The organism is Pantoea sp. EKM103V (assembly GCF_011800365.1).
Taxonomy (GTDB): domain Bacteria; phylum Pseudomonadota; class Gammaproteobacteria; order Enterobacterales; family Enterobacteriaceae; genus Pantoea; species Pantoea anthophila.
In genome coordinates, this window is record NZ_JAALFQ010000006.1 from 90,347 (window position 1) to 112,522 (window position 22,176).

At 57.7% G+C, this 22,176-nt stretch carries 17 protein-coding genes; 6 read left to right on the forward strand and 11 right to left on the reverse strand.

All coding sequences use genetic code 11. The features are described 5' to 3' along the window. Positions 1 to 10 precede the first annotated feature (10 nt). Positions 11 to 1,399: a sugar porter family MFS transporter gene (locus HFD97_RS13840; protein ID WP_046100768.1), complete on the reverse strand. Its 1,389-nt coding sequence runs from the start codon at positions 1,397 to 1,399 to the stop codon at positions 11 to 13. 261 nt (positions 1,400 to 1,660) lie between these two features. Between HFD97_RS13840 and HFD97_RS13845 the strand changes: the two genes are divergently transcribed. Beyond that, positions 1,661 to 2,317, forward strand: coding sequence for an epoxyqueuosine reductase QueH (locus HFD97_RS13845; RefSeq protein ID WP_009087852.1), 657 nt, complete (start codon positions 1,661 to 1,663; stop codon positions 2,315 to 2,317). Here the strand turns inward: HFD97_RS13845 and HFD97_RS13850 are convergent, their stop codons facing one another. Continuing rightward, the gene (locus tag HFD97_RS13850) at positions 2,318 to 2,821 is read right to left on the reverse strand and encodes a helix-turn-helix domain-containing protein (protein WP_167432116.1); all 504 of its coding nucleotides are present in this window, start codon (positions 2,819 to 2,821) and stop codon (positions 2,318 to 2,320) included. A 300-nt stretch (positions 2,822 to 3,121) separates the two neighbouring features. Here HFD97_RS13850 and HFD97_RS13855 point away from each other — a divergent pair, with 300 nt between their 5' ends. Next, the gene (locus HFD97_RS13855) at positions 3,122 to 4,144 is read left to right on the forward strand and encodes an alpha/beta fold hydrolase (protein ID WP_167432115.1); all 1,023 of its coding nucleotides are present in this window, start codon (positions 3,122 to 3,124) and stop codon (positions 4,142 to 4,144) included. A gap of 26 nt (positions 4,145 to 4,170) precedes the next feature. Here the strand turns inward: HFD97_RS13855 and HFD97_RS13860 are convergent, their stop codons facing one another. The 5 genes from HFD97_RS13860 to uxuA form a co-directional block, all read right to left on the reverse strand. Then, complete coding sequence (locus HFD97_RS13860; protein WP_009087845.1) at positions 4,171 to 5,139, reverse strand: diguanylate cyclase; 969 nt, start codon at positions 5,137 to 5,139, stop codon at positions 4,171 to 4,173. 103 nt (positions 5,140 to 5,242) lie between these two features. Continuing rightward, a complete protein-coding gene (gene hemB, locus HFD97_RS13865) occupies positions 5,243 to 6,220 on the reverse strand; it encodes a porphobilinogen synthase (RefSeq protein ID WP_009087843.1) in 978 nt (325 codons plus the stop codon). 126 nt (positions 6,221 to 6,346) lie between these two features. Continuing rightward, positions 6,347 to 7,852 (reverse strand): glycine betaine/L-proline transporter ProP, encoded by a 1,506-nt coding sequence (gene proP / locus HFD97_RS13870; protein WP_009087842.1) that lies wholly within the window; start codon positions 7,850 to 7,852, stop codon positions 6,347 to 6,349. 435 nt (positions 7,853 to 8,287) lie between these two features. Next, positions 8,288 to 9,877 (reverse strand): EAL domain-containing protein, encoded by a 1,590-nt coding sequence (locus tag HFD97_RS13875; protein ID WP_167432114.1) that lies wholly within the window; start codon positions 9,875 to 9,877, stop codon positions 8,288 to 8,290. A gap of 288 nt (positions 9,878 to 10,165) precedes the next feature. Continuing rightward, positions 10,166 to 11,350 carry a mannonate dehydratase gene (gene uxuA, locus HFD97_RS13880; RefSeq protein ID WP_167432113.1) on the reverse strand — a complete coding sequence of 395 codons (1,185 nt, stop codon included), beginning with the start codon at positions 11,348 to 11,350 and terminating at the stop codon, positions 10,166 to 10,168. 147 nt (positions 11,351 to 11,497) lie between these two features. Here uxuA and HFD97_RS13885 point away from each other — a divergent pair, with 147 nt between their 5' ends. Beyond that, positions 11,498 to 12,181: a FadR/GntR family transcriptional regulator gene (locus HFD97_RS13885; protein ID WP_111207853.1), complete on the forward strand. Its 684-nt coding sequence runs from the start codon at positions 11,498 to 11,500 to the stop codon at positions 12,179 to 12,181. Here the strand turns inward: HFD97_RS13885 and HFD97_RS13890 are convergent. Then, a complete protein-coding gene (locus tag HFD97_RS13890; RefSeq protein WP_167432112.1) occupies positions 12,170 to 13,225 on the reverse strand; it encodes an AI-2E family transporter in 1,056 nt (351 codons plus the stop codon). The two genes, HFD97_RS13885 and HFD97_RS13890, sit on opposite strands and share 12 nt — an antisense overlap. Positions 13,226 to 13,481: 256 nt before the next feature. Here HFD97_RS13890 and HFD97_RS13895 point away from each other — a divergent pair, with 256 nt between their 5' ends. Next, positions 13,482 to 14,705, forward strand: a complete 1,224-nt coding sequence (locus HFD97_RS13895; RefSeq protein ID WP_046100760.1) for an MFS transporter — start codon at positions 13,482 to 13,484, stop codon at positions 14,703 to 14,705. Between the two features lie 50 nt (positions 14,706 to 14,755). Here HFD97_RS13895 and HFD97_RS13900 read toward each other — a convergent pair whose 3' ends face one another. Further along, a complete protein-coding gene (locus HFD97_RS13900) occupies positions 14,756 to 15,571 on the reverse strand; it encodes a TIM barrel protein (protein ID WP_167432111.1) in 816 nt (271 codons plus the stop codon). A gap of 420 nt (positions 15,572 to 15,991) precedes the next feature. Here HFD97_RS13900 and HFD97_RS13905 point away from each other — a divergent pair, with 420 nt between their 5' ends. Beyond that, positions 15,992 to 17,497 (forward strand): CoA-acylating methylmalonate-semialdehyde dehydrogenase, encoded by a 1,506-nt coding sequence (locus tag HFD97_RS13905; protein WP_009087827.1) that lies wholly within the window; start codon positions 15,992 to 15,994, stop codon positions 17,495 to 17,497. Between the two features lie 127 nt (positions 17,498 to 17,624). After that, on the forward strand, positions 17,625 to 18,440 hold the full coding sequence (gene iolB, locus HFD97_RS13910) for a 5-deoxy-glucuronate isomerase (protein WP_111207856.1): 816 nt from the start codon (positions 17,625 to 17,627) through the stop codon (positions 18,438 to 18,440). A 76-nt stretch (positions 18,441 to 18,516) separates the two neighbouring features. On the opposite strand, the gene HFD97_RS13915 is transcribed toward iolB, so the two are convergent. Then, positions 18,517 to 19,359 carry a MurR/RpiR family transcriptional regulator gene (locus HFD97_RS13915; protein WP_009087824.1) on the reverse strand — a complete coding sequence of 281 codons (843 nt, stop codon included), beginning with the start codon at positions 19,357 to 19,359 and terminating at the stop codon, positions 18,517 to 18,519. Between the two features lie 400 nt (positions 19,360 to 19,759). After that, positions 19,760 to 21,673, reverse strand: a complete 1,914-nt coding sequence (iolC, locus tag HFD97_RS13920; RefSeq protein ID WP_167432110.1) for a 5-dehydro-2-deoxygluconokinase — start codon at positions 21,671 to 21,673, stop codon at positions 19,760 to 19,762. Between the last annotated feature and the right edge of the window lie 503 nt (positions 21,674 to 22,176).

Here is a 22,176-nt window from a genome sequence, read left to right on the forward strand (position 1 = left end):
GTCGGGGCGGTTACGCCCCGATATCACGCAGCGCTTTGCCCTTCATCAGATTGCGTTCGATGTGCTCCAGCGTCACATGTTTGGTCTCCGGCACCAGCATCATCGTCAGCACGATAAACACCAGATTCAGCGCGCCATAGAACCAGAAGGTGTTGGCATTCCCCAGCTGATCGAGCAGGGTGAGGAAGGTTGCCCCTACAATCATATTGCCGACCCAGTTGGTGGTCGTGGAGGCGGTAATCCCGAAGTCACGCCCTTTCAGCGGCTGGATCTCGGAACAGAGCAGCCAGACAACCGGACCGGCTGCCATCGCAAAGCCCACGATAAACATCAGCAGCATCGCCACCGCAAAATATTTGCGGAAGTCGGTCTCAACGCCGATGTGCAGCAGCGTGCCCAGCACCCCCATCCCCACGGCCATCACCAGAAAGCTGGTGGTAAGCATGGGTTTGCGGCCCCAGCGATCCACAAAGAAGATGGCAATCAGCGTCGCCAGCATGTTGACCAGCCCGACAATCACCGTGCCCCACATCTGCTCACTGGTGCTGGAGAACCCGGCGATGTTGAAGATTTTAGGGGCGTAATACATCACGACGTTCATGCCGGTAAACTGCTGCATCACCTGCAGCAGCATGCCGAGCCACACCGCGCGGCGGAAATTGCCATTCGAGCGGAACAGTGACCAGCCGCGCTGCTTCACCTGCAGGCTTTCCCGGATCTCCTCCAGCTCCTCACGGGCCTGCTCGCTGCTGTTACGCAGCCGGTCCAGAACCCGCTGCGCCTCATTAAACCGACCGTGTGCCGCCAGCCAGCGCGGGCTGTTGGGCAGAAACAGCACGCCGATAAACAGGATCACCGCCGGAATCGCGATGACCCCGAGCATGCCGCGCCAGTTACCGCTGTAGCTGAAAGCCGTGTCGGAGAGATAGGCCACCACAATGCCGGTGGTCAGCATCAGCTGATACATGGAGATCATTGAGCCGCGAATACGCTCAGGCGCAATCTCGGCCAGATAGAGCGGCGCGGTGTAGGAGGCGATGCCTACCGCCAGGCCCAGAATTACGCGCGCGCAGACCAGCGAGGTCACATCCGGTGAGAAGGCTGACCAGAGCGAGCCAATCACAAACAGCGTCGCGCCTGCCAGCATACTTTTCTTGCGTCCCAGCTTTGATGACATCCAGCCCGCCGCCAGCGCACCCAGCGCCGCGCCAAACATCATCGAACTGACCACCCACTCCTGCTGATGGTTGGTGATCTGCAAATCCTTCGCCAGAAACGGCAGGGCACCGGCGATGACGCCAATATCCAGGCCAAACAGCAGGCCGGACAGCGCAGCCATAAAACAGACGAACCAGGTAAAGCGGTTCTGCGTACTTCCCGATTTTTTTGCCGCGCCCATGCGAGTCTCCTTGCGGTAGTCCAGTGTCAACATTGTTAATGTTATGTAAACATAGTCGACGCCAGTGTGTTGCCGATCACACTTCCGACCACTGTTACCGCTCAGTCAGACAGAGACGCAAAATAAAGCATGAGAGATCAATGGGGTGGCGACGGAGACAAAACAGGGGCAGAGGCACGATTACACAAAGCCGCGCAGATTTTGCAACTCGTCACCGGCGGCATTACACTGCCGCTTTCCTGCTATTGATTGAAGGTGTTTATGTCTGAACCTTTCCAGCGTCAGCCGCTGCCTCTGCCGGGCGGTCACAATAAAGTCCTGCTGCACTCCTGCTGCGCCCCCTGTTCGGGTGAAGTGATGGAAGCGATGCTGGCATCCGGCATTGATTACACGATCTATTTCTACAACCCGAATATTCATCCGCTCAAAGAGTATGAGCTGCGCAAAGAGGAGAATATTCGTTTTGCTGAAAAATTTGGCGTGCCGTTTGTGGATGCTGACTACGACCGGGACAACTGGTTTGAGCGGGCGCGCGGTCTGGAGTGGTCGCCGGAGCGCGGTGAACGCTGCACCATGTGCTTTGATATGCGCTTTGAGCGAACCGCGCTCTATGCGCATGAAAATGGCTTTCCCGTTATGACCAGCTGTCTGGGGATTTCACGCTGGAAAGATATGAAGCAGATTAACAGCTGCGGTGTCCGTGCAGCGGCCGCTTATCCCGATCTGCTCTACTGGGAATTTAACTGGCGTAAAGGTGGCGGGTCGGCGCGCATGATCGAAATCAGCAAGCGCGAAAGTTTCTATCAGCAGGAATATTGCGGCTGTGTCTATTCACTGCGCGACACCAATCGTCATCGCGTTGCTCAGGGACGTGAGCGGATTCAGATTGGTGTGCAGTATTATCAGCCGGATGAGTGATTAACCGGCATCGCGGAAAGTGTCGGCCTGCGCATAACCGCGTGCCGGGCGCGTAACAGGGCGCACCGTGACGGCACAGCGCGGCTGAATCTCCGCGTCGGGCCGCGCGTAGCCGCACAGGGCACAGGGATTCTGCGCCTCTGCCAGCGCTGTGCTGCTCCCATTACTCAGCGGACGCTTGCGGCAGGCGCTCGGCGTGCAGCCCATCATCTGTTTGAATGAGCGGGTAAAGGATTGCTGGCTTTCAAAATGGTATTTCAGCGCCAGGCTGATAATGGGCGTACGGCTGTTTTTTAAATCATGAATACAGGCGTTAAGCTTTTTTCTGCGGATATAGCGCGCCAGTGTTTCATTATGATAGCGGGCAAAAAGTTTCTGCAGATACCATTTGGAATAACCCGCCTTTTCCGAAATATCATCAATACTTAAACGCTGATCGAGATTGTGATTAATCCACTCAGTGATGGAGACAATTACGCTTTCATTATATTTATTGTCGTTCATAGGCACCCCCCCGTTTAACGTGCGGGCATTCTGAATTATTTATCTTAATGTGCTTATTCTTTGCGTAAAGATTCTTCAGGATTTGAATCGCAACCTCTCATGAGGTTCATTTAAACGGTGCTTATTAATAAATAAGATGAGATGTAATTAATCTGTTGGTTTTTTTGGCGGAATAAGGCGGCAACCGGCGCGGATGCAGCGCCAGCCCGGATGAGCACTTCGCCACCGCACAGCGCATCAATAGATTTTTTTCCGCGACCTGCCAGGCTTACGACTCACCTTTAACCTGGAGAATCCCGGATGGGCCCGACATTTCTGCTGAAGAAACCGCTTGCTGTGCTGCTGACCTCGCTGGCCTTGCTAACCTCTCTCCCCACCCGTGCCGCCACAACCTATGGCGAACAGCTGGAAGGCTTTCAATACCCTTATCCTCTGCACCATTTTGATTTTTTATCGCAGCAGCAGTCGCTCAGCATGGGCTATATGGATGTGAAACCCGTCGCGCGTGCCAACGGGAAAACCGTGGTGCTGATGCACGGTAAAAACTTCTGTGGTGCCACCTGGGAAGAGACCATCCGCGCCCTCAGTCAGCAGGGATACCGCGTTATCGCGCCCGATCAGATTGGCTTCTGCAGCGCCACCAAACCCGCCCGCTATCAGTACAGCTTTCAGCAGCTGGCTGACAATACGCATCAGCTGCTTGCCCGGCTGGGTGTGGAGAAGGCGGTAATTGTGGGTCACTCCACCGGCGGGATGCTGGCGACGCGCTATGCGCTGATGTACCCGCAGCAGACGCAGAAGCTGGTGCTGGTTAATCCGATAGGGCTGGAGGACTGGAAAGCGAAAGGGGCGCCGTGGCGTTCCGTCGATCAGTGGTATCAGCGGGAACTCAGGCTCAGCGCAGAGGGCATTAAGAAGTATGAGCAGCAGACCTACTACGCGGGCCGCTGGAAACCTGAATATGACAAATGGGTCGATATGCTGGCCGGACTCAACAGCGGGCCGGGGCATGAGAAGGTGGCGTGGAACTCCGCCTTAATCTACGACATGATTTTCACGCAGCCGGTGTTTTATGAGTTCGGCGATCTGAAGGTGCCGACCACGCTGATGATCGGCATGTCTGACACCACGGCTATCGGCAGCGATATCGCCCCGCCAGAGGTGAAAGCGCGGCTGGGCGATTACAGGGTGCTCGGTAAAGCGGTCGCAAAACGCATTCCGGGGGCGCGGCTGATTGAGTTTCCGGGCCTGGGGCACGCGCCGCAAATGGAAGAGCCTGCAAAGTTTAATCAGACCCTGCTCGACGATCTGGCGCGTCCCTGACCCTTCAGCCGCGGCGGCGGCTGAGGTTACACCGCGACACGCTTCTGCTTTTTACGCTGGTACATCCGCTCATCGCTGTCGTGCAGCAACTGTTCCAGCGACTGCGGCTGCGCCGGATCGAATTCGACGATACCGGAAGAGAACTGCAGGTGGTAACGACGATTCAGGCTAATCGACTGCTGACGCAGATAGCAGGCGAACTGCTGTAACAGCGCTTCGCTCTGCTGCTGCGACATGCCATTGAGCAGCACCACAAACTCGTCGCCGCCCAGTCGGGCAAAGAGATCGGAGTGTTTAAACACCACCTTCATCGCGTCGGCAAAGTCCATCAGCGCCCGGTCGCCTTCGCGATGGCCCAGCGAGTCGTTGATCTGCTTGAACTTGTCGAGGTCGAGAAACGTCAGTGAGGCTGGCCGGTTTTTCATCCGGCATTCGTTCAGCACCATCTGTCCCAGGGTCATAAAGCCGCGGCGATTGGTTATCTGCGTCAGTTCGTCGCAGGTGGCGGTCTGAAAGGCGACCAGCTCCGCTTCAGCCATCGCGGCCAGGTCACGCATGGTAGCCTGATCCTCTTCATCAAACTGGCGCGGTTCGCGTCCGATGATGCAGAGCGTACCCAGTTTGGCGCCGCCTGGTGCACGCAGCGGACAGCCGGCATAAAAACGGATGTGTGGATCGCCGGTGACGAGCGGGTTGTCGTGAAAACGCTCATCTTTATGCGCATCTTCAACAATCATGATCTCATCCTGCAGGATAGCGTGTCCGCAGAAGGAGATATTGCGCGGCGATCCCGGCGGTGCAAAGCCCTGAGCCGATTTAAACCATTGATGGTCAGCTTCCAGCAGGCTGACTAACGCGATAGGCACGTCAAACAGGCGGCGGGCCAGACGGGTTAAACGATCAAAACGTTCCTCCGCGGTGGTGTTCATGATGTTCAGCGCACGCAGCTGCGATAAACGTTGTGCCTCGTCGGCAGGAATATCAGGTGCTTTCATCACAGAGACCTTTGTTGGTTTAGCCGAAGCCAGGTTCTGGTGTTTGCCTTTTGGCGGAGAAGAAGAGCGTGACATCGCGATCACGCTCTTTATGAGGAGGGGATCAGAGCACCTTTTGTTCGGCGAGATCAAGAGCGAAATAGCTGAAAATCAGGTCTGCACCGGCACGTTTGATCGCCCCGAGGCTTTCCAGCACCACGTTACGCTCGTCAATCGCACCGGCCGCTGCGGCAAACTTGATCATCGCGTATTCGCCACTCACCTGATAAGCCGCCAGAGGCAGTTCGGTGCGCTCACGGATGTCACGCAGGATATCCAGATAGGCACCTGCCGGTTTCACCATCAGTGAATCTGCGCCCTGAGCCGCGTCGAGCAGTGATTCACGAATCGCTTCACGGCGGTTCATCGGGTTCATCTGATACGTTTTACGGTCGCCTTTCAGCGCCGTGCCCGCGGCTTCACGGAACGGGCCGTAGAAGGAGGAGGCAAACTTGGTGGAGTAGGACATGATTGCGGTCTGGGTGAAGCCCGCCGCGTCCAGCGCGCGACGAATCGCCTCAACCTGCCCATCCATCGCCGCCGACGGGGCGATAAAATCGGCTCCGGCTGCGGCAGCAACGACCGCCTGCTTACCCAGGTTTTCCAGGGTGGCATCGTTGTCGACACCGTGATCGCAGAGCACGCCACAGTGACCGTGGCTGGTGTATTCGCAGAAGCAGGTGTCAGACATGACGATCATCTCCGGCACGGTCTCTTTGCAGATGCGCGACATGCGGGCCACCAGACCGTTTTCGTTCCACGCATCGCTGCCGGTGGCATCGGTGTGGTGCGAAATACCAAAGGTCATGACCGAGCGGATACCGGCTTTGGCGATACGCTCAATCTCATAAGCGAGACGTTTTTCCGGAATACGCATCACGCCAGGCATCGCCTGAATCGGTTTGTAGTCGTCGACCTCTTCTTCAACAAAAATGGGCAGAGCCAGATCGTTCAGGCTCAGGGATGACTCCTGGAACATTTCACGCATTGACGCGCTGGCGCGCAATCTTCTTGGGCGCTGGATAAGGGAATAATCAGACATTTTCATTCTTACGCAGGTGAAAAAAGTGACAACAGTTTACTCCCTTTGCCCGCAGGGCATGAAGGATTGTGTGCGGTAGGGAGGGGGAAAAATGCTCTCCCGCCGGGCGGCGGGAGAGCAGAACGATTACTCGTTGATATCCGGATGCTGCTGCACCAGATTTTTACGTTTCGCTTCCAGACGGGCGATCTCTGCGTCGATATCTTCGATTTTATTCTCGATGTTATCGTGATGCTCCTGCAGAATCTCGCGCGCTTCTTCCATATCTGACGCGGCCGGTGTGGCCCCTTTCAGTGGCTTGTTCGCGGTCTCTTTCATGAACAGACCGGTAATCAGACCAATCACGGCCACGACCATCAGATAGTAGGCAGGCATGTAGAGGTTGTCGGTTGACTCAACCAGCCAGGCGGCCAGCGTAGGGGTCAGACCGGCAACCAGTACCGAGATGTTAAAGGCACTGGCCAGCGCACTGTAACGGATGTGGGTCGGGAACATGGCAGGCAGTGATGAAGCCATCACACCGGTGAAGGAGTTCAGGATCACCGCCATCAGCAGCAGACCACCAAAAATCATGCCCAGCACGCCACTGTTGATCATCATGAAGGCAGGGATCGAGAAGACCATCAGGGCGAGACTGCCGATGATAACAAACGGGCGGCGGCCAAAACGGTCACTCATCATGCCGATCATCGGCTGAACAAACAGCATCCCGATCATGATGGCGATGATGATCATTACACCGTGATCTTCGCTGTAGTGCAGGTTATGCGACAGGTAGCTCGGCATGTACGTCAGCAACATGTAGTAGGTGACGTTTGTGGCGATGACCAGACCGATACAGGAGAGCAGGCTGCGCCAGTGTTTGGTCGCAATCTCTTTGAAGGAGACTTTCGGGCCATCCTGCAGACCTTCGCGGTCACCCTGTTCCAGCTTGTCCACGTGCTGCTGGAATGCCGGGGTCTCTTCCAGCGCATGACGCAGGTAAAGACCGATGATGCCCAGCGGCAGCGCAACGAAGAACGGCAGACGCCAGCCCCACTCAAGGAAGTTCGCTTCCCCGATAATGGAAGAGATCAGCACGACCAGACCCGCACCCAGCACGAAGCCGGCAATGGAGCCAAAGTCGAGCCAGCTTCCCATGAAGCCGCGTTTGCGGTCAGGCGAATATTCGGCCACGAAGATCGAGGCACCGGTATATTCACCGCCCACCGAGAAGCCCTGTGCCATCTTCGCTAACAGCAGCAGAATCGGCGCCCAGATGCCGATGGAGGCATAGGAGGGAATCAGGCCGATACAGAAGGTACTGACCGACATGATGATAATGGTGATGGAAAGAATTTTCTGACGACCATATTTGTCGCCCAGCATACCGAAGAACAGACCACCCAGCGGTCGGATCAGGAAGGGCACAGAGAAGGTACCCAGCGCCGCGATCATCTGAACGCCTGGCGACGCATCCGGGAAGAAGACTTTACCCAGCGCATAGGCCACAAAGCCGTAAACGCCGAAGTCAAACCACTCCATCGCGTTACCCAGAGAGGCCGCCGTGATGGCTTTACGTAAACGGGCATCATCAATGATGGTGACATCATTGATCCCAATTGGTTTTACACGCTTCCTACGCAATTTCATAGAATTACCCTGTAATGGAACACGAAAGTTCTCAACGGCGCGAGCCGGATGAATCGTACAGACCGCCACGTTGAGAAATTTAAGCATAGCCGTAAATACGCGCTGTTTTAGCGCCCGTTAACACAATAATTACTGTTGTGATTATTGCGAACAGCGACAGAGTATACCGTTTTTGTGTGATATCTGTCATGTTTGGGCTACATGTAGCCTCTTTTTGCCACTGATAAGGCTATTTATCTCCGCAAAAAAATTATCACTCTGCGTTACGACCGCCGCTTTTTTCAGCACTTGAGCGGCGGTCCTCACGCTTTTCCGGACGGGAGAAATGACGGGCTGGAGGAGGGAGGGAGCGCGAAGAAGATGACCCTGACAAAAAAGATAATCGCGACGGGCCAATCGGCTATCGGCGTTCTGTCGTCAGACGCCGGTAGCCGGTCAGGTCGTAAGGGCCAGGTCCGGCTCCACGGGCTGGTCGCCCTGTTCGGCCAGCCAGGCGATCAGTCCCGCATTGTCCAGCGGGCGCGCGTAATAGTAGCCCTGAATAAAGACCACGCCGCGCTGTTGCAGATAACGGAACTGCAAGGCGGTTTCGACCCCTTCGCCCAGGACTTCCAGCTCCAGCTCATGACTGAGCTGGATAATGGCATCCAGAACGGGTGTTCTGCCCTCAAGCGACTCGATGGTGTTGATAAAGCCCCGATCAATCTTGAGATAATCCAGCGTGAAGGTCTGTAAATAGCCCAGCGAACAGTGACCCGTGCCAAAATCGTCAATCGCGACTTTCATGCCGCAGTGACGCAGGTGTTCCAGTTTGCGTGCCACCGCCGCGCCCTCTTTGATCAGGCTGCGCTCGGTCAGCTCCAGCGTAATCAGGAACTGCTTATCCCTGACCTGTTCAGCAAAGTGCAGCATATCGTCGACAAAGTCAGGATGCTGCAGGTGCTCCGCCGCCACGTTAATTCCCAGGTGGAAATGGGGCTCTACCTGCCAGCTCCGGACATCCTCTGCGACCAACGCCAGCAGGTGGCGGGTCAGCGGCACAATCATGCCTTCCGCTTCTGCGGCACCGATAAAAATATCCGGCCGCACGCCGTTGCCGTCCGGGGTTGTCCAGCGCAGCAGCGCCTCAACACCGACGCAGCGCTGCAGCCGGTTGTCATAGACCGGCTGATAGTGCGCCCTGAACTGGCCGCTGGCGATAGCGCGCCGGATCTCATCGCGCCAGGAAATACGTCGCTGCAGCCAGTTCGCCATTATCATCATCAGCAGAATAGAGAAGATTGCCGCCATCGGCATAATGATAAACATCACCTGACGCCAGGCCGAAATCAGCTCCGTGGGCGAGGCTATCAGCGTGACCGTCAGCGGATAGCGCTGGGAGGATGCCTGATAAATCGACGGTTTGAACCAGCTGTCGGCGGCGATTTGCGGATCGCCATAGGAGATGGGCGCGCCGTCACTGAAATCCATGCTGAAATGGTAGCGATGGGTGCTGCTGATGGCGCGCATAAAATCGATCAGATACTGCCCATCGATTACCGCCCAGAAACTTTCGCCGTCGGGCAGGTCGCGCACAAAAATCACGGCGGGACGCGTCGGCACACCGGCGGTACCGGCAATCGACAGGCTCCACCAGGCTTTACCGGTGACGGGGGCATCACGCAGGATCATCGCTTTCAGCGGGGCAGGACGTGAACCATACACCGATGAACAGGCAATTTTTCCCTGCTCCATTTTACCGATAGCGCGAAAATAGGGATTAAGCGAGCCGATGCGCTGCAGCTGGTTTTCAATCTGGCTGCAGGGCACCTGATCAAACTGGCGCAGCTCGGTAATCATATTCCAGGCGCTGTCGCTCATTCTCTCCGCCTGGGATAGCAGGGTTTCTGCCGCGCTCATCTGCTGCTGATGAACGGTGTGGCGCGCATCCAGTGCGGTAAAAAACAGGCCAATAACCAGAGGCAGCAGGCCGGAGATAATAATCACCAGCCTGGCGTAGTCGCGTTTTCGTTTCAGTAGCGGCACCGCAAAATCCTCTGAATATTATTGGTGTTATCAGGAGGCGCTAATCCGCTGCGCAGAATAACATCTCTCCGGGCGGAGCAGATTAGCGTTTTTGCAATCAATCAGACTGACTCAGGTCAATTATCGAACAGTGCGTGTCATTTATGTGACGTTTGTTTTGTCTTTATTGCGATTCAGCGACACAAATTCAGCAGGCAGGACGCGAGGGATAACGGGCGATGCGCAGCGGTGGGCGAAAGACCCTGCGCCGTCACGGGACGGTCGCAGGGCGGGCGCGTGAATGAAGAATTAGTCAGTAAAAAAGATCTGCTTCAGCGCCACTTCCACCCCGCGCAGTTCAGCCAGTCCTTTCAGGCGGCCAATGGCGGAATAGCCGGGGTTGGTGCGTTTATGCAGGTCATCCAGCATCTGATGGCCGTGGTCGGGGCGCATAGGAATGGCCCGCAGGTTGCCCGCCCGACGACGGCGCTGCTCTTCGGCCAGAATGACCCGGATCACTCCCACCATATCGACATCCCCCGCCAGATGCGCCGCCTCATGGAAACTGGCGGGATTCTCTTCACGCTTCGTGGCGCGCAGATGGACAAAGTTGATGCGGTCGGCATAGGTTTCCGCCATCTCAACCAGCGCATTGTCGGCCCGCACGCCGTAGGAGCCGGTGCAGAAACAGAATCCGTTATGCAGGCTGTCGACGGTTTCCTTCAGCCACTGCATATCTTCCTGTGTGGAGATAATGCGCGGCAGGCCCAGGATAGGACGCGGTGGATCGTCCGGGTGCACCGCCAGTTTTACGCCAGCCTCTTCCGCCACCGGCACGATGGCGCGCAGGAAGGTCGCCATATGTTCACGCAGTTTTGCTTTGTCGATGCCGTCATACTGCGCCAGCTGCGCCTGAAACTGCTCCAGCGTGTACCCCTCTTCGGCGCCGGGCAGGCCCGCGATGATATTGCGCACCAGCGTGTTTTTCTCGTCCTCGCTCATCGCGGCAAAGCGCGCTCTGGCCGCCTGCTGCTCGGCCGCGTTGTAGTCCTGCTCTGCACCCGGACGTTTTAACAGGCAGAGTTCAAACGCGGCGAACGCGTCGGCATCGAAGCGCAGCGCCTTAGCGCCATCGGGCAGCGTCCAGGCGAGGTCGGTCCGCGTCCAGTCCAGCACCGGCATGAAGTTATAGCAGACGGTATCAATGCCGCAGGCGGCCAGATTGCGGATCGACTGCTGATAATTGGCGATATAGCGCAGGTAGTCGCCGCGCTGGGTTTTAATCGCTTCATGAACCGGAATGCTCTCCACGACTGACCAGACCAGCCCTTTTTCCGCCAGCAGGGCCTGCCGGGCTTTGATCTCCTCAACCGGCCAGATCTCGCCGTTGGGAATGTGATGCAGTGCGGTAACGATGCCGGTCGCGCCTGCCTGACGCGCATCATCCAGTGAAACCGGATCGTTCGGGCCGTACCATCGCCAGGTATGTTCCATGTTTGCTCCTTAACTGTGATGTGGCCCAGTGGTCAGGCCGCTGGACCAAGAGTATGATAGTGTGCAAAACAAGGCCGTGATCCGGATCGCAGCATCATAAACTGCATCGGCCAGCGGGCCGATTGAGCAGGACAGGAGGAGAGGACAATGACCCTGGCAGCCATTAAAACGGAGCGGCTCTACCGTCAGATAGCCAACGCCATCATGGCCGGTATCACGCGCGGTGACTTTGTCGCTGGCGGGCTGCTGCCGCCGGAGCGCGAGCTGGCAAAACAGCTGGGCGTCAGCCGATCATCCGTGCGTGAAGCGCTGATTGCGCTGGAGATGACCGGCTGGGTCGATATCCGCACCGGCACCGGGGTGTTTGTCGCCCAGCCGCTGCCGCAGGCCGGAGTTACGCAGGAGAGTGAGGCCTGCAGTCTGCAGGATCTGTTGCAGGCCCGTGAAGCCTTCGAAGGGATGCTGGCGGGCTTTGCCGCCCGAAACGGTACGCCGGAACAGCGGGCGGCCCTGCTGGCGCTGGCCGCTGAGCTGCAGCAGCATCAGGAAAACGATGCCGCCTTTCTGGCTAAGGACAAACGCTTCCACCTGCTGATCAGCGAGATGAGTGGCAATGATGTGCTGCGCGACCTGCTGGAACAGCTCTGGAACAAGCGCCACAGCCCCCATGTCGAGCGGCTGGAGCGCCATTTTGCTGATAACAGCTTTGCGCTGGAGATGAACGCTGACCATCAGCAGATTGCCAGCGCGATCGTGGCGGGGGATGAGGCGGCTGCCCGTCAGGCCATGGAGAACCATCTGCGGCACGTCCAGCAGCGCTTACTTGGTTAAGCCCCGCACCCGTTTAGGTCGTCCGGTGCCCAGCAGAATGGCCAGACGGCTGCCGCCGGGCGTGGTTTCCATCAGGATTTTCGTGATGCTGGTAAGCGGCACCGACAGCAGCATGCCAACCGGGCCCAGCAGCCAGCCCCAGAAGACCAGGGAGAGGAACACCACCAGCGTCGACAGGCCCAGACCCCGCCCCATCAGGCGCGGTTCCAGCATATTGCCAAACACCATATGAATGGCCGTAAACAGGGCGGCCACCATCGCAGCATCAAACAGGCTGTTCAGCAGGAGCGCCTGCAGGAAGGGCGGGATACCGGCAATGATCGGGCCGATGTTGGGAATGAAGTTGAGGATAAACGCCACCACACCCCACAGCAGCGCGAACTTCACATCCAGCAGAAAGAGCGTCAGCCAGACCGCCACGCCGGTGATCAGGCTCACCAGAGTTTTCAGCGCCAGATAGTGGGTCACCCCTTTCAGCGCTTTGTGCAGCCCGGCGATGCGAATCTTAGGATTCACCAGCGCGTTACGCATTTTGTAGGGCAGGTGATGGACCTCAAACAGCATAAAGACGACAGTCAGTACCAGCAGCACGGTGTTAGTCATCGCGCCGGAAAAGCCGCTCAGCGCCACCGTGGCCAGATTCATCATGGTGTTGGGGTCGAAATGTTTGATCAGAACGTCGGTTGAGATGTTGAGATGAAAGCCCGCGGCCAGATGCTGCAGCACCGTCATTTTCTGCTCCATGGTGGCGCGCAGCTGCGGGTAGAGATCGGAAAACTCGCTCATTGAGCTGGCGATGATGGCGCCCAGCAGCACCATGACGCAGAAGATCACTGTGATCACCAGCCCGATCGCCAGCCCGCGGCGGAAGCCACGCCGCATCAGCATCGTCACCAGCGGGTTGAGTACAATGGCCAAGAAAGCCGCCAGCAGCAGCGGGACCAGAATGTCGGACGCTGCCCGCACCCCGGCGAGGATAATGACCAGCATTGCCAGTTTGATCAGAATATTTTGTCCGATCTTTTCCCGTTGCAGCTCGCTCATTCCCTCTCCCGTGACGTAAATTGGCTGTTGACAGTGTAGCTGAAAGAAAATTAACAATCTGATTTATCAGAGAAACGGTAAAGCGCGGCGGCAGAAGGGGGCCTTAATCAGCGCCACCACACTCCACTTTCGCGGCAGGGTTTTTGTCCGGCACGCTGCGGCTGGTTGACGGCGCAGCGCCGATACGTCAGCGGTGAAAGCGGGTATAGTCGACGGATAAACCTTATCATACAGCCTGATACGAGCGGGATCTCTTATGCCTGAACAGCCCACAGTGGAACCGGCCACCCCAACCGGCAACTTCCGTCTCACGCTGCTGATCCTCTCTATTGTGGCCTATAACTTTGCCAGCTATCTCACTATCGGTCTGCCGCTGGCGGTGCTGCCGGGATGGGTACATGACCAGCTGGGATTCAGCGCCTTCTGGGCGGGTGTGGTGATCAGCCTGCAGTATGTGGCGACGCTGCTGAGTCGCCCCCACGCCGGGCGTTACGCCGATCTCTGGGGACCAAAGAAGGTCGTGGTGATCGGGCTGGTGGGCTGCCTGATCAGCGGTCTCTGTATTCTGCTGGCGGCGCTGAGCGACTCGCCGATGACAAGCCTGACGCTGCTCTGTGCGGGACGGGTGATTCTGGGTCTGGGCCAGAGCTTTACCGGCACCGGCACCTCGTTATGGGGCGTTGCGCGGGTCGGTTCGCTGCATATTGGCCGGGTCATCTCCTGGAATGGCATCGTCACCTATGGCGCGATGGCGATTGGCGCGCCGCTCGGCGTGGTGATCTTCCGGGCGGGTGGCCTGCTCTGGCTGTCGCTGGTCATTGTCGCTATCTGCGTGGCGGGCATTGTCTGCGCCGTACCGCGTCCGGCCGTCAAAGCCAGCCGGGCCAGGCCGCTGCCGTTTCGTGCGGTGCTGGGAAAAATTGCCGGCTTTGGCGCGATACTGGCGATGGGCTCGGCGGGGTTCGGGGTTATCGCCACCTTTATTACGCTGTTCTATCAGGATAAAGGCTGGGAGGGTGCCGCCTTTGCCCTCTCCCTGTTCAGTGCCGCCTTTGTTGGCACGCGCCTGCTGTTCCCGAATGCCATTAACCGCCACGGCGGCCTGCGCGTTGCCAGCCTCTGCCTGGCGGCGGAAGCTGCCGGACTCTTTCTGGTCGCGGCGGCGGGCGACCCCTGGATGGCAAAAGCGGGCGCGTTTCTGACCGGCGCCGGTTTTTCGCTGGTCTTCCCTGCGCTGGGAGTCGTCGCGGTGAAGGTGGTGCCGCAGCAGAATCAGGGCAGTGCGCTGGCGACTTACACCGCGTTTATGGATCTGTCGCTGGGCATTACCGGGCCGATCGCCGGATTTATCATGAACTATGCAGGCGTGTCGCAGGTGTATCTGCTCACGGCGCTGCTGGTCTGCGTTGCGTTTGTCTGCACGCTGCGCCTGCAACGGCGTCAGGCGCTGTCACCGGCAGCCGACGAGACTGCGCCGTAAAACGCGCCCGGGCGGGCCAGCCATCTTTTCAGCGCCTGCCAACACCGGGTTCAGGCCTGCAGCAGTTCGATACTGTGGCGGATCTGCCGTTCCGTTTCATCCGGTGTCCAGCTGTTGAGCTGGCTTGAGAAGGGCTCAAAGGCGTAGATCCCCTTATAGCCCAGCATCTCCAGCCGTTTAACCTGCACGACGCTGTTCAGCACATCGCTGTCACTCAGCATAATGCGCTCCTCATCGGTCAGCTCAGCGGTGGGCCGACGATCTTCCACGCCCGACAGGTGCACCAGCCCAATCTGTTGCACGTCGACACCCGTGAGGAACTCCTCTTCCGCCTTTTCATAGAGATGGTGATGGAAGGTATCCAGCACCAGCTTAAAGGGTACGCCTGCGGCGGCGATGAGTCGCTGCGCCTCTGCGGCCGAGCGCAGTGAGCTGACCGGGAATCCCAGCGGCTCCACCAGCCCCTGAATGCCATAGTGTTCAAAGCGCGGCGCCAGCTGCTGTATCGCCGCCTGCGTCTCCTGAGGCGACAGGGCAATCCCCTCATTCAGTGGACACATCACCAGCGCCTTCGCACCCGTCTGCTGTGCGGTCTGCAGCAACAGCTCTGCGCGGGTCAGCAGATCGTCATCAATACGGTTAAACGGATAGAGCGCATTAATGGTGACGATATCAATCTGATATCTGTCGGTCAGGGCGCGCAGCTGGTCGGGCGTCAGATCGTCTGTCACGCTGCCACCCGGCATGTCATTACGCAACTCAACCTTGCTCAGCCCCAGGCGATGAACCAGCTGAAAAAAGGCCTCCAGCGAGAGCCGGGGAGCAATTTTGCGGTTGATACAGAAACGGGTCGGATCGATAGCCATGTGATTACCCCGAAACAGAAGAAGATTACGACTAAAGAAAACATTTATTTCATTAATAGTGAATTATGAAATAGAGATTATTGGATCTGCCTCGCATTAATTTCATATTTCGTTTCAGCCGGGTGCTGCCTCGCGGGGTTTATCCCGCAGAGAACCGCGCCGTGATGGTCTTAAGCCGCGCCTGCCGGGCTGGGGATTGCGGCAACGGGCGCTCTCCGGACGTCAGGAGCGCGCCAGGCGCAAGCCGACGGAGAAAATGCGATCTGTGCCGCTAAAAGCAAATCTTCCAAAAAGAATTATTTGAAAAATTTATTCCAATGAAATAGCTTCATAGCACGCTTTCAGCTTTGCCTGGTCAGGCAGCGCGGCAGGTCGCATGGTTCGTCTGCAGGGAACTTAACCATCTAAAGAGGCAACATCATGACAATCACAGGTAACTTTATTGGCGGCAAAATTACGTTCAGCGCCAGCAACGAAACCATTCCTGTTTACGACCCGGCAACCGGCAAAGTGGTACGTGAACTGACGCAGAGTACCGCCGATGAAGTGGCTCAGGCGATTGGCGTCGCACATGCGGCCTTTGCCGAATGGTCGAAAACCTCGCCCCTGCGCCGTGCCCGTGTCCTGTTCAATTTTAAGGCCCTGATGGAGCAGCATCGTGACGAGCTGGCAGCGCTGATTGTTTCTGAGCATGGCAAAGTCTGGTCTGATGCGCTGGGTGAACTGACGCGTGGCATTGAAGTGATTGAGTTTGCCTGCGGCATCCCGCACCTGCTGAAAGGCGAATACTCCCCTAACGTCGGCGGCGGCGTTGACAGCTATTCGCTGATGCAGCCGGTCGGCGTCGTGGCGGGCATTACGCCGTTTAACTTCCCGGCGATGGTGCCGCTCTGGATGTTCCCGATCGCCCTGGCCTGCGGCAACACCTTTGTTCTCAAGCCACCGGCACTGGACCCCTCGGCGTCTGTGCGGATGGCTGAACTGCTGACCGAGGCGGGCCTGCCTGATGGGGTCTTCAACGTGGTGCACAGCTCAAATGAAGACGCGGAGCAGCTCTACAAAGATCCGCGTATCGCTGCCGTCAGCTTCGTCGGTTCCTCCGGCGTGGCTGAGCACATCTACAAAACCGCCAGCGCGCATGGCAAACGGGTGCAGGCATTTGGCGCGGCGAAAAACCACGCCATCGTGATGCCGGATGCCGATCTGGATGCCACCGTCAACGCCATCATGGGCGGTGCCTTTGGTTCTGCCGGTGAACGCTGCATGGCGCTGCCGGTCGTGGTCGCCGTGGGCGATGATACCGCCGACAAGCTGATTGCCCGCCTGACCCCGCTGGTGCAGGCACTGCGCATCGGCCCCGGTATGAATCAGGGGGCTCTGGAGAATGAGATGGGGCCGGTGGTTTCAGCGGCGCACCAGAAGAAGGTGCTGGGCTACATAGACAAAGGCGAACAGGAAGGCGCGAAGCTGGTGGTCGATGGGCGTCATGTCCAGGTCGAAGGGCATGCTGAGGGATACTACGTCGGCGGCACGCTGTTTGATAACGTCACCTCTGACATGGTGATCTGGCGTGAAGAGATTTTTGGTCCGGTGCTGAGCATCATGCGCGCGGCGGATTACGACAGTGCGCTGCAGCTGGTTAACAGCCATGAGTTTGGCAACGGCAGCGCCATTTTTACCAGCAACGGTCACACCGCGCGTGACTTTGTGCAGAACGTTGAAGCGGGCATGGTGGGCGTCAACGTGCCGGTTCCGGTGCCGATGGCATTCCACAGCTTTGGCGGCTGGAAGCGCTCGGTGTTTGGCGCGCTCAACGTGCACGGGCCGGATGGCGTGCGCTTCTACACCCGCATGAAAACCGCCACCGTGCGCTGGCCATCCGGTCAGCAGACCGTGTCTGAATTCAGTATGCCGACCTTAGGCTGATTTATTTCCACGCTGGCAGGATGCGCGACCGGCAGATCACTCTGCCGCTCTTTCTGTTCGCAGGCGGGCTGCACGTCACGCCCGCGCGGCAACTGCAGCGATAACCGTGACAGAGAGGAGGATCAGGATGTCTTTACTGTCGAAAGCCCAGGCCCCTGATGCGCAGGGTCGTATTCAGCATGTGACGCCTGAACGCGCTGGCTGGCGCTATGTCGGGTTTGATGCTTATCTGCTGAAAAAAGGGGAAACCCTGCAGCTTACCAGCGGAGATAAAGAGCTGTGTCTGGTGCTGGTGGCCGGACTCGCCTCGGTGAAAACCCGTCACGCGGCGTTTCCCGGGATTGGTCAGCGTATGTCGCCCTTTGAGCGCGTGCCGCCTTACTCCGTTTATGTGCCGCACGATGATGAGGTGGTGGTTTACGCGGACAGCGATCTGGAGCTGGCGGTCTGCAGCGCCCCCGGTCACGGTCATCTGCCTGCACGACTGATTACGCCCGCAGACGTGGGCGTTGAGCATCGCGGCAAAGGGCGCAATCAGCGTCTGGTGCACAATATTCTGCCCGATGACAAACCGGCTGACAGCCTGCTGGTGGTCGAGGTTTATACCAATGAGGGCGACACCAGCTCTTACCCCAGCCACAAGCATGATGAAGAGAGTGAAAACGAAACCCTTCTGGAAGAGACTTACTATCACCGTTTCGATCCGGAACCCGGCTTCGCCATGCAGCGCGTTTATACCGACGATCGCTCACTGGATGCCTGTATGGCACCTTACAATCGCGATGTGGTGATGGTGCCGCGCGGCTATCATCCGGTTGCGACGCTGGCGGGATACAACAACTACTATCTGAACGTGATGGCGGGGCCTGTGCGGCTGTGGAAGTTTACCTGGGAGAAAGATCACGCCTGGGTGAACAGCGAGAATTATCCGCGTAACACCTAGCCTACGGCGGCGTCAGAAAAGCAGTCTCTCAGCTATAAGGGCAGCGGGTCACGCTGCCCTTTTTTGCGCCCTGAAATCAGCTGGTGCCGGCGTTGTTGAGCGCCAGCGACACCGCCAGCGTCTGCGCCAGGCAGAGAGAGGCAACCTGTGAACGGAAGCCATCCACCTGGGCTTCACGCACCACAAAGCAGACGTCGCTGAAGGCGGCCAGCGGACTGACCTGGCTGTCGGTAATTGCAATCTGATGTGCGCCGCGTCGGGCGCCCATCTCCACCACTTCGACCGCTTCACGCGCATAGGGTGAATAGCTGATGGCAATCACCACATCTTTAGGGTTAACGAGGCTGAGCTGCTCGGTAAACATCCCGCCCAGGCCATCAATCAAAAACGCGCGCCGCTCCAGATGACGCAGCGCGTAGACCAGATAGGAGGCGACGCTGAAGGAGCGGCGCAGGCCAATCACATAGATGTTCTCTGCCTCGCTCAGCAGTTTTACCGCCTTGTTCAGCTGTTCAGGATTCACCTGCATCGCCAGCTGCTGCAGCGCCTGGCTGTTTACCATCGTAAAGACATTGAGGATCTCGGACGGACTCTCAGGGGCGCTGGCGTTGTCATCGGTGGATGTCTGACGGAACAGACGCGCACGCTCGGTGTAGTTGACCGTCTCTTCCATCAGGTGCTGACGAAAAACCTGTTTCATTTCGTTGAAACCGCTGAAGCCAAAAGCATTAGCAAAGCGAATCAGGGTAGAGGGGGGCACATCGGCCTGCTGGGCAATCGAGGCGACGGTATCAAACGCAATACTGTTACTGTTATCAAGAATGTAGCGCGCAACCTGTTTAAGACGTTTGCTCAGCGTTTCGTAGCGGCGACGAATATCGTCCTGCAACAGGGAAAGTTGGGTGGGATTATTGTTCATCACTTCTGCCCGAATAATTAGAATAATGGCTGTATAATGAGCGCTATAGTATCAGATGGATGGAAAATTTCATTTGTTTGCGTCAATCGCGCGGTTTATTTCATGGCTTTATGAAATGGTTCACAGATTGGTTTGAGAGCCCGGAACGCGCCTCTTCACAGGCGATAAGCGGGTGAAAACCGGCGTTAAATATCTGTGGCGGGTGAGAAACCACGGTCAGGATCTATCTGGCAACAACGCATCAGCCAGATGAGCCGGGAACACGGTCAGAAGAGGAAAGCGTCCCGCGTCAGGGATGACGCGGGCCGAGCATGCCATGGATGGCGGGTGTCGCGTCTTTCCGATCTGACCGTGTTCCCGGCGCCTGCACTTTCTCAAAGCGGCTTTTAGCAGAACAGCATCAGGCGCGCGCCGCGCGCCAGTATTCAATCAGCCGCAGATAGTTACCTTTGACGCGCGCAATCAGCGCCTGATCGTCCAGTTCCCCCTGCAGCCACTCGCGTGAAGGCTGACCAAAAATAGTCCGGCCCACCGCAAAGCCTTTTACCCAGGGCGCGCTGGCCGCTGCGGCAAAGCCCGCTTTCAGCGTCTCTTCGGGCGCATCCAGACCCAGTAGCAGAATGCCGCGACAGTACGGGTCCTGCTGCTCAATCAGCGTGCCGATCGCCTCCCAGCACGCTGCGGACAGCGGCGGCAGTTTCCACCAGTCAGGCTGGATGCCCAGAGTGTAAAAATGGCGCAGAATGTCCACGTAATAGGCTTCATTCCTGTCCGGATTGCTCTCAGGCAGGATCACTTCCAGCAGCAGCTCATGGCCGCTTTTGTTACAGCCCTGCCAGACGTCGAGTATCAGATCATCCTGCTCTTTGCGCAGTTCTGCACTGTCGTGAGGATGGTAGAACACCAGACACTTCACCACATGCTCGGCGGGCCAGTCGATCAGCTGCGAACCGATATTGCCATGCTCCAGACGCAGCGGACGCGAGCCGGGCTGCTCAATCGGACGGCCAATCCACCACTGCTTACCGGTAATCGCATTCAGCGCTTTCTGCCCGTAGGTGGTATCCGCCAGAATCCCGCTTTTATTCTCTAACCCCGCCTCTTCGGCAGCCTGCTGAGCAGCTTTCAGCAGCAGCAGCTTCAGCGGTGGGATCCGACTGGCCTCCACGCCCGCCTCCTGTGCCATCTCCGCCAGCTGTTTGCGGTGGTCAAAGGCAAAAACATTCAGCTCCGGCCACTGCTGTTTGCGGGTGGTGACCCGGTGCAGATGATTCAGACGGCTGTCGAGATCGGGGCGCTTCACCGCATCGTCGCGGCTCAGGAAATCATCCAGTTCGGCTTTGGTCGGCATGGCGGGTGCACAACCGTGGCGTGAGACTACCAGCGCCCCACAGGCATTGGCGTAACGGCACGCCTGCTCCCAGCCTTCATCATTCAGCCAGCCGCGCAGCAGTCCCGACATAAAGGCGTCACCTGCACCCAGCACGTTGAGCACGTCGACGCGCACGCCGGTGTGCAGGCGGGTCTCTTCCCAGCTATCCGGGATCGCTCCCTCAAACACCACGCAACCCAGCGGACCGCGTTTGCAGACCAGCGTCGCCTGACTCGCCTGACGCACATTTTTCAGCGCGGTCAGGGTGTCCGTGCTGCCACCGGCGATGTGAAACTCCTCTTCGGTGCCCACGATCAGATCGAAATAGTGCACCACTTCCTGCAACTGCTGCGTCACCTGGGAGGATTCAATGAAACGCGTTTCACCGTCACCCAGCGAGGTCAGCCCCCATAATACCGGGCGGTAATCGATATCCAGCGCGGTGCGAAGGCCGTTCTGGCGGGCAATCTGCAGCGCTTTCAGCACCGCTTCACGGGTCTGCGGATGGGAGAGGTGGGTTCCGGTCACCGCCACGGCGCGGGCTGAGGTAATGAAAGCCTCATCCACGTCATCCGGCACCAGGCCCATATCCGCGCAGTTATCGCGGTAGAAAATCAGCGGAAAAGTCTCTTCATCTTTGATGCCGAGGATCACCAGCGCGGTCAGGCGCCGCGGATCGGTAATCAGCGCATCCGTGTTACAGCCGACGCGCTGCAGTTCTTCACGCAGAAAGCGACCATTGTGCTCATCCCCGACCCGCGCCAGCATGGCCGATTTCAGCCCCTGAATCGCGGTGCCATAGGCGACGTTGCCTGACGATCCGCCCAGATACTTCGCAAAGGAGGTGACATCTTCCAGCCGTGCTCCAATCTGCTGACCATAAAAATCAACGGCAATACGCCCGATACAAATCACATCAAGCGGCTTCTGTTGTGCATTCATACCTGTGGTTTCCTTCTGTGACTGGCAGAGCCGGCGGGCAAAACGCGCGACGTCAGATGCGCGCTGCGTTCGGGTCTGTAAGAGCCTGACTGGCGATGAGGGCAGTATGAGGAATAAAAATTCCACATTCAATGCGAAATGAAATATCCATCGCAAATTTGTGAACCAGGTAAAAATCCTGAATCTCCTCTCTCCGCCTGCTTGCTGAGAGGATGATGCCCGCTGCAGCAGGGGTATGAAGGCGAACGCACCTGCTGGCGTGCCGTTCGGTCAGGCGGTGGCAACGGAATGAATTTTTTTATCGTACCCTGCTCATGGCTAAACGTTCCGCTTTTCACCCTCGCGACAGCCCGCCAGGGCTGACGCAGCGGCTAAATTTGATCTCACTCGCAAAATGAAATGTTTCTTCTGTAAGCGTGTTTTATGAAAAATATATTTGTTTATAATCGCCTCACGTTTCAGTTATTCCGGTCGCCTTTTCCGCCGATGACAGCGCCTGGCGC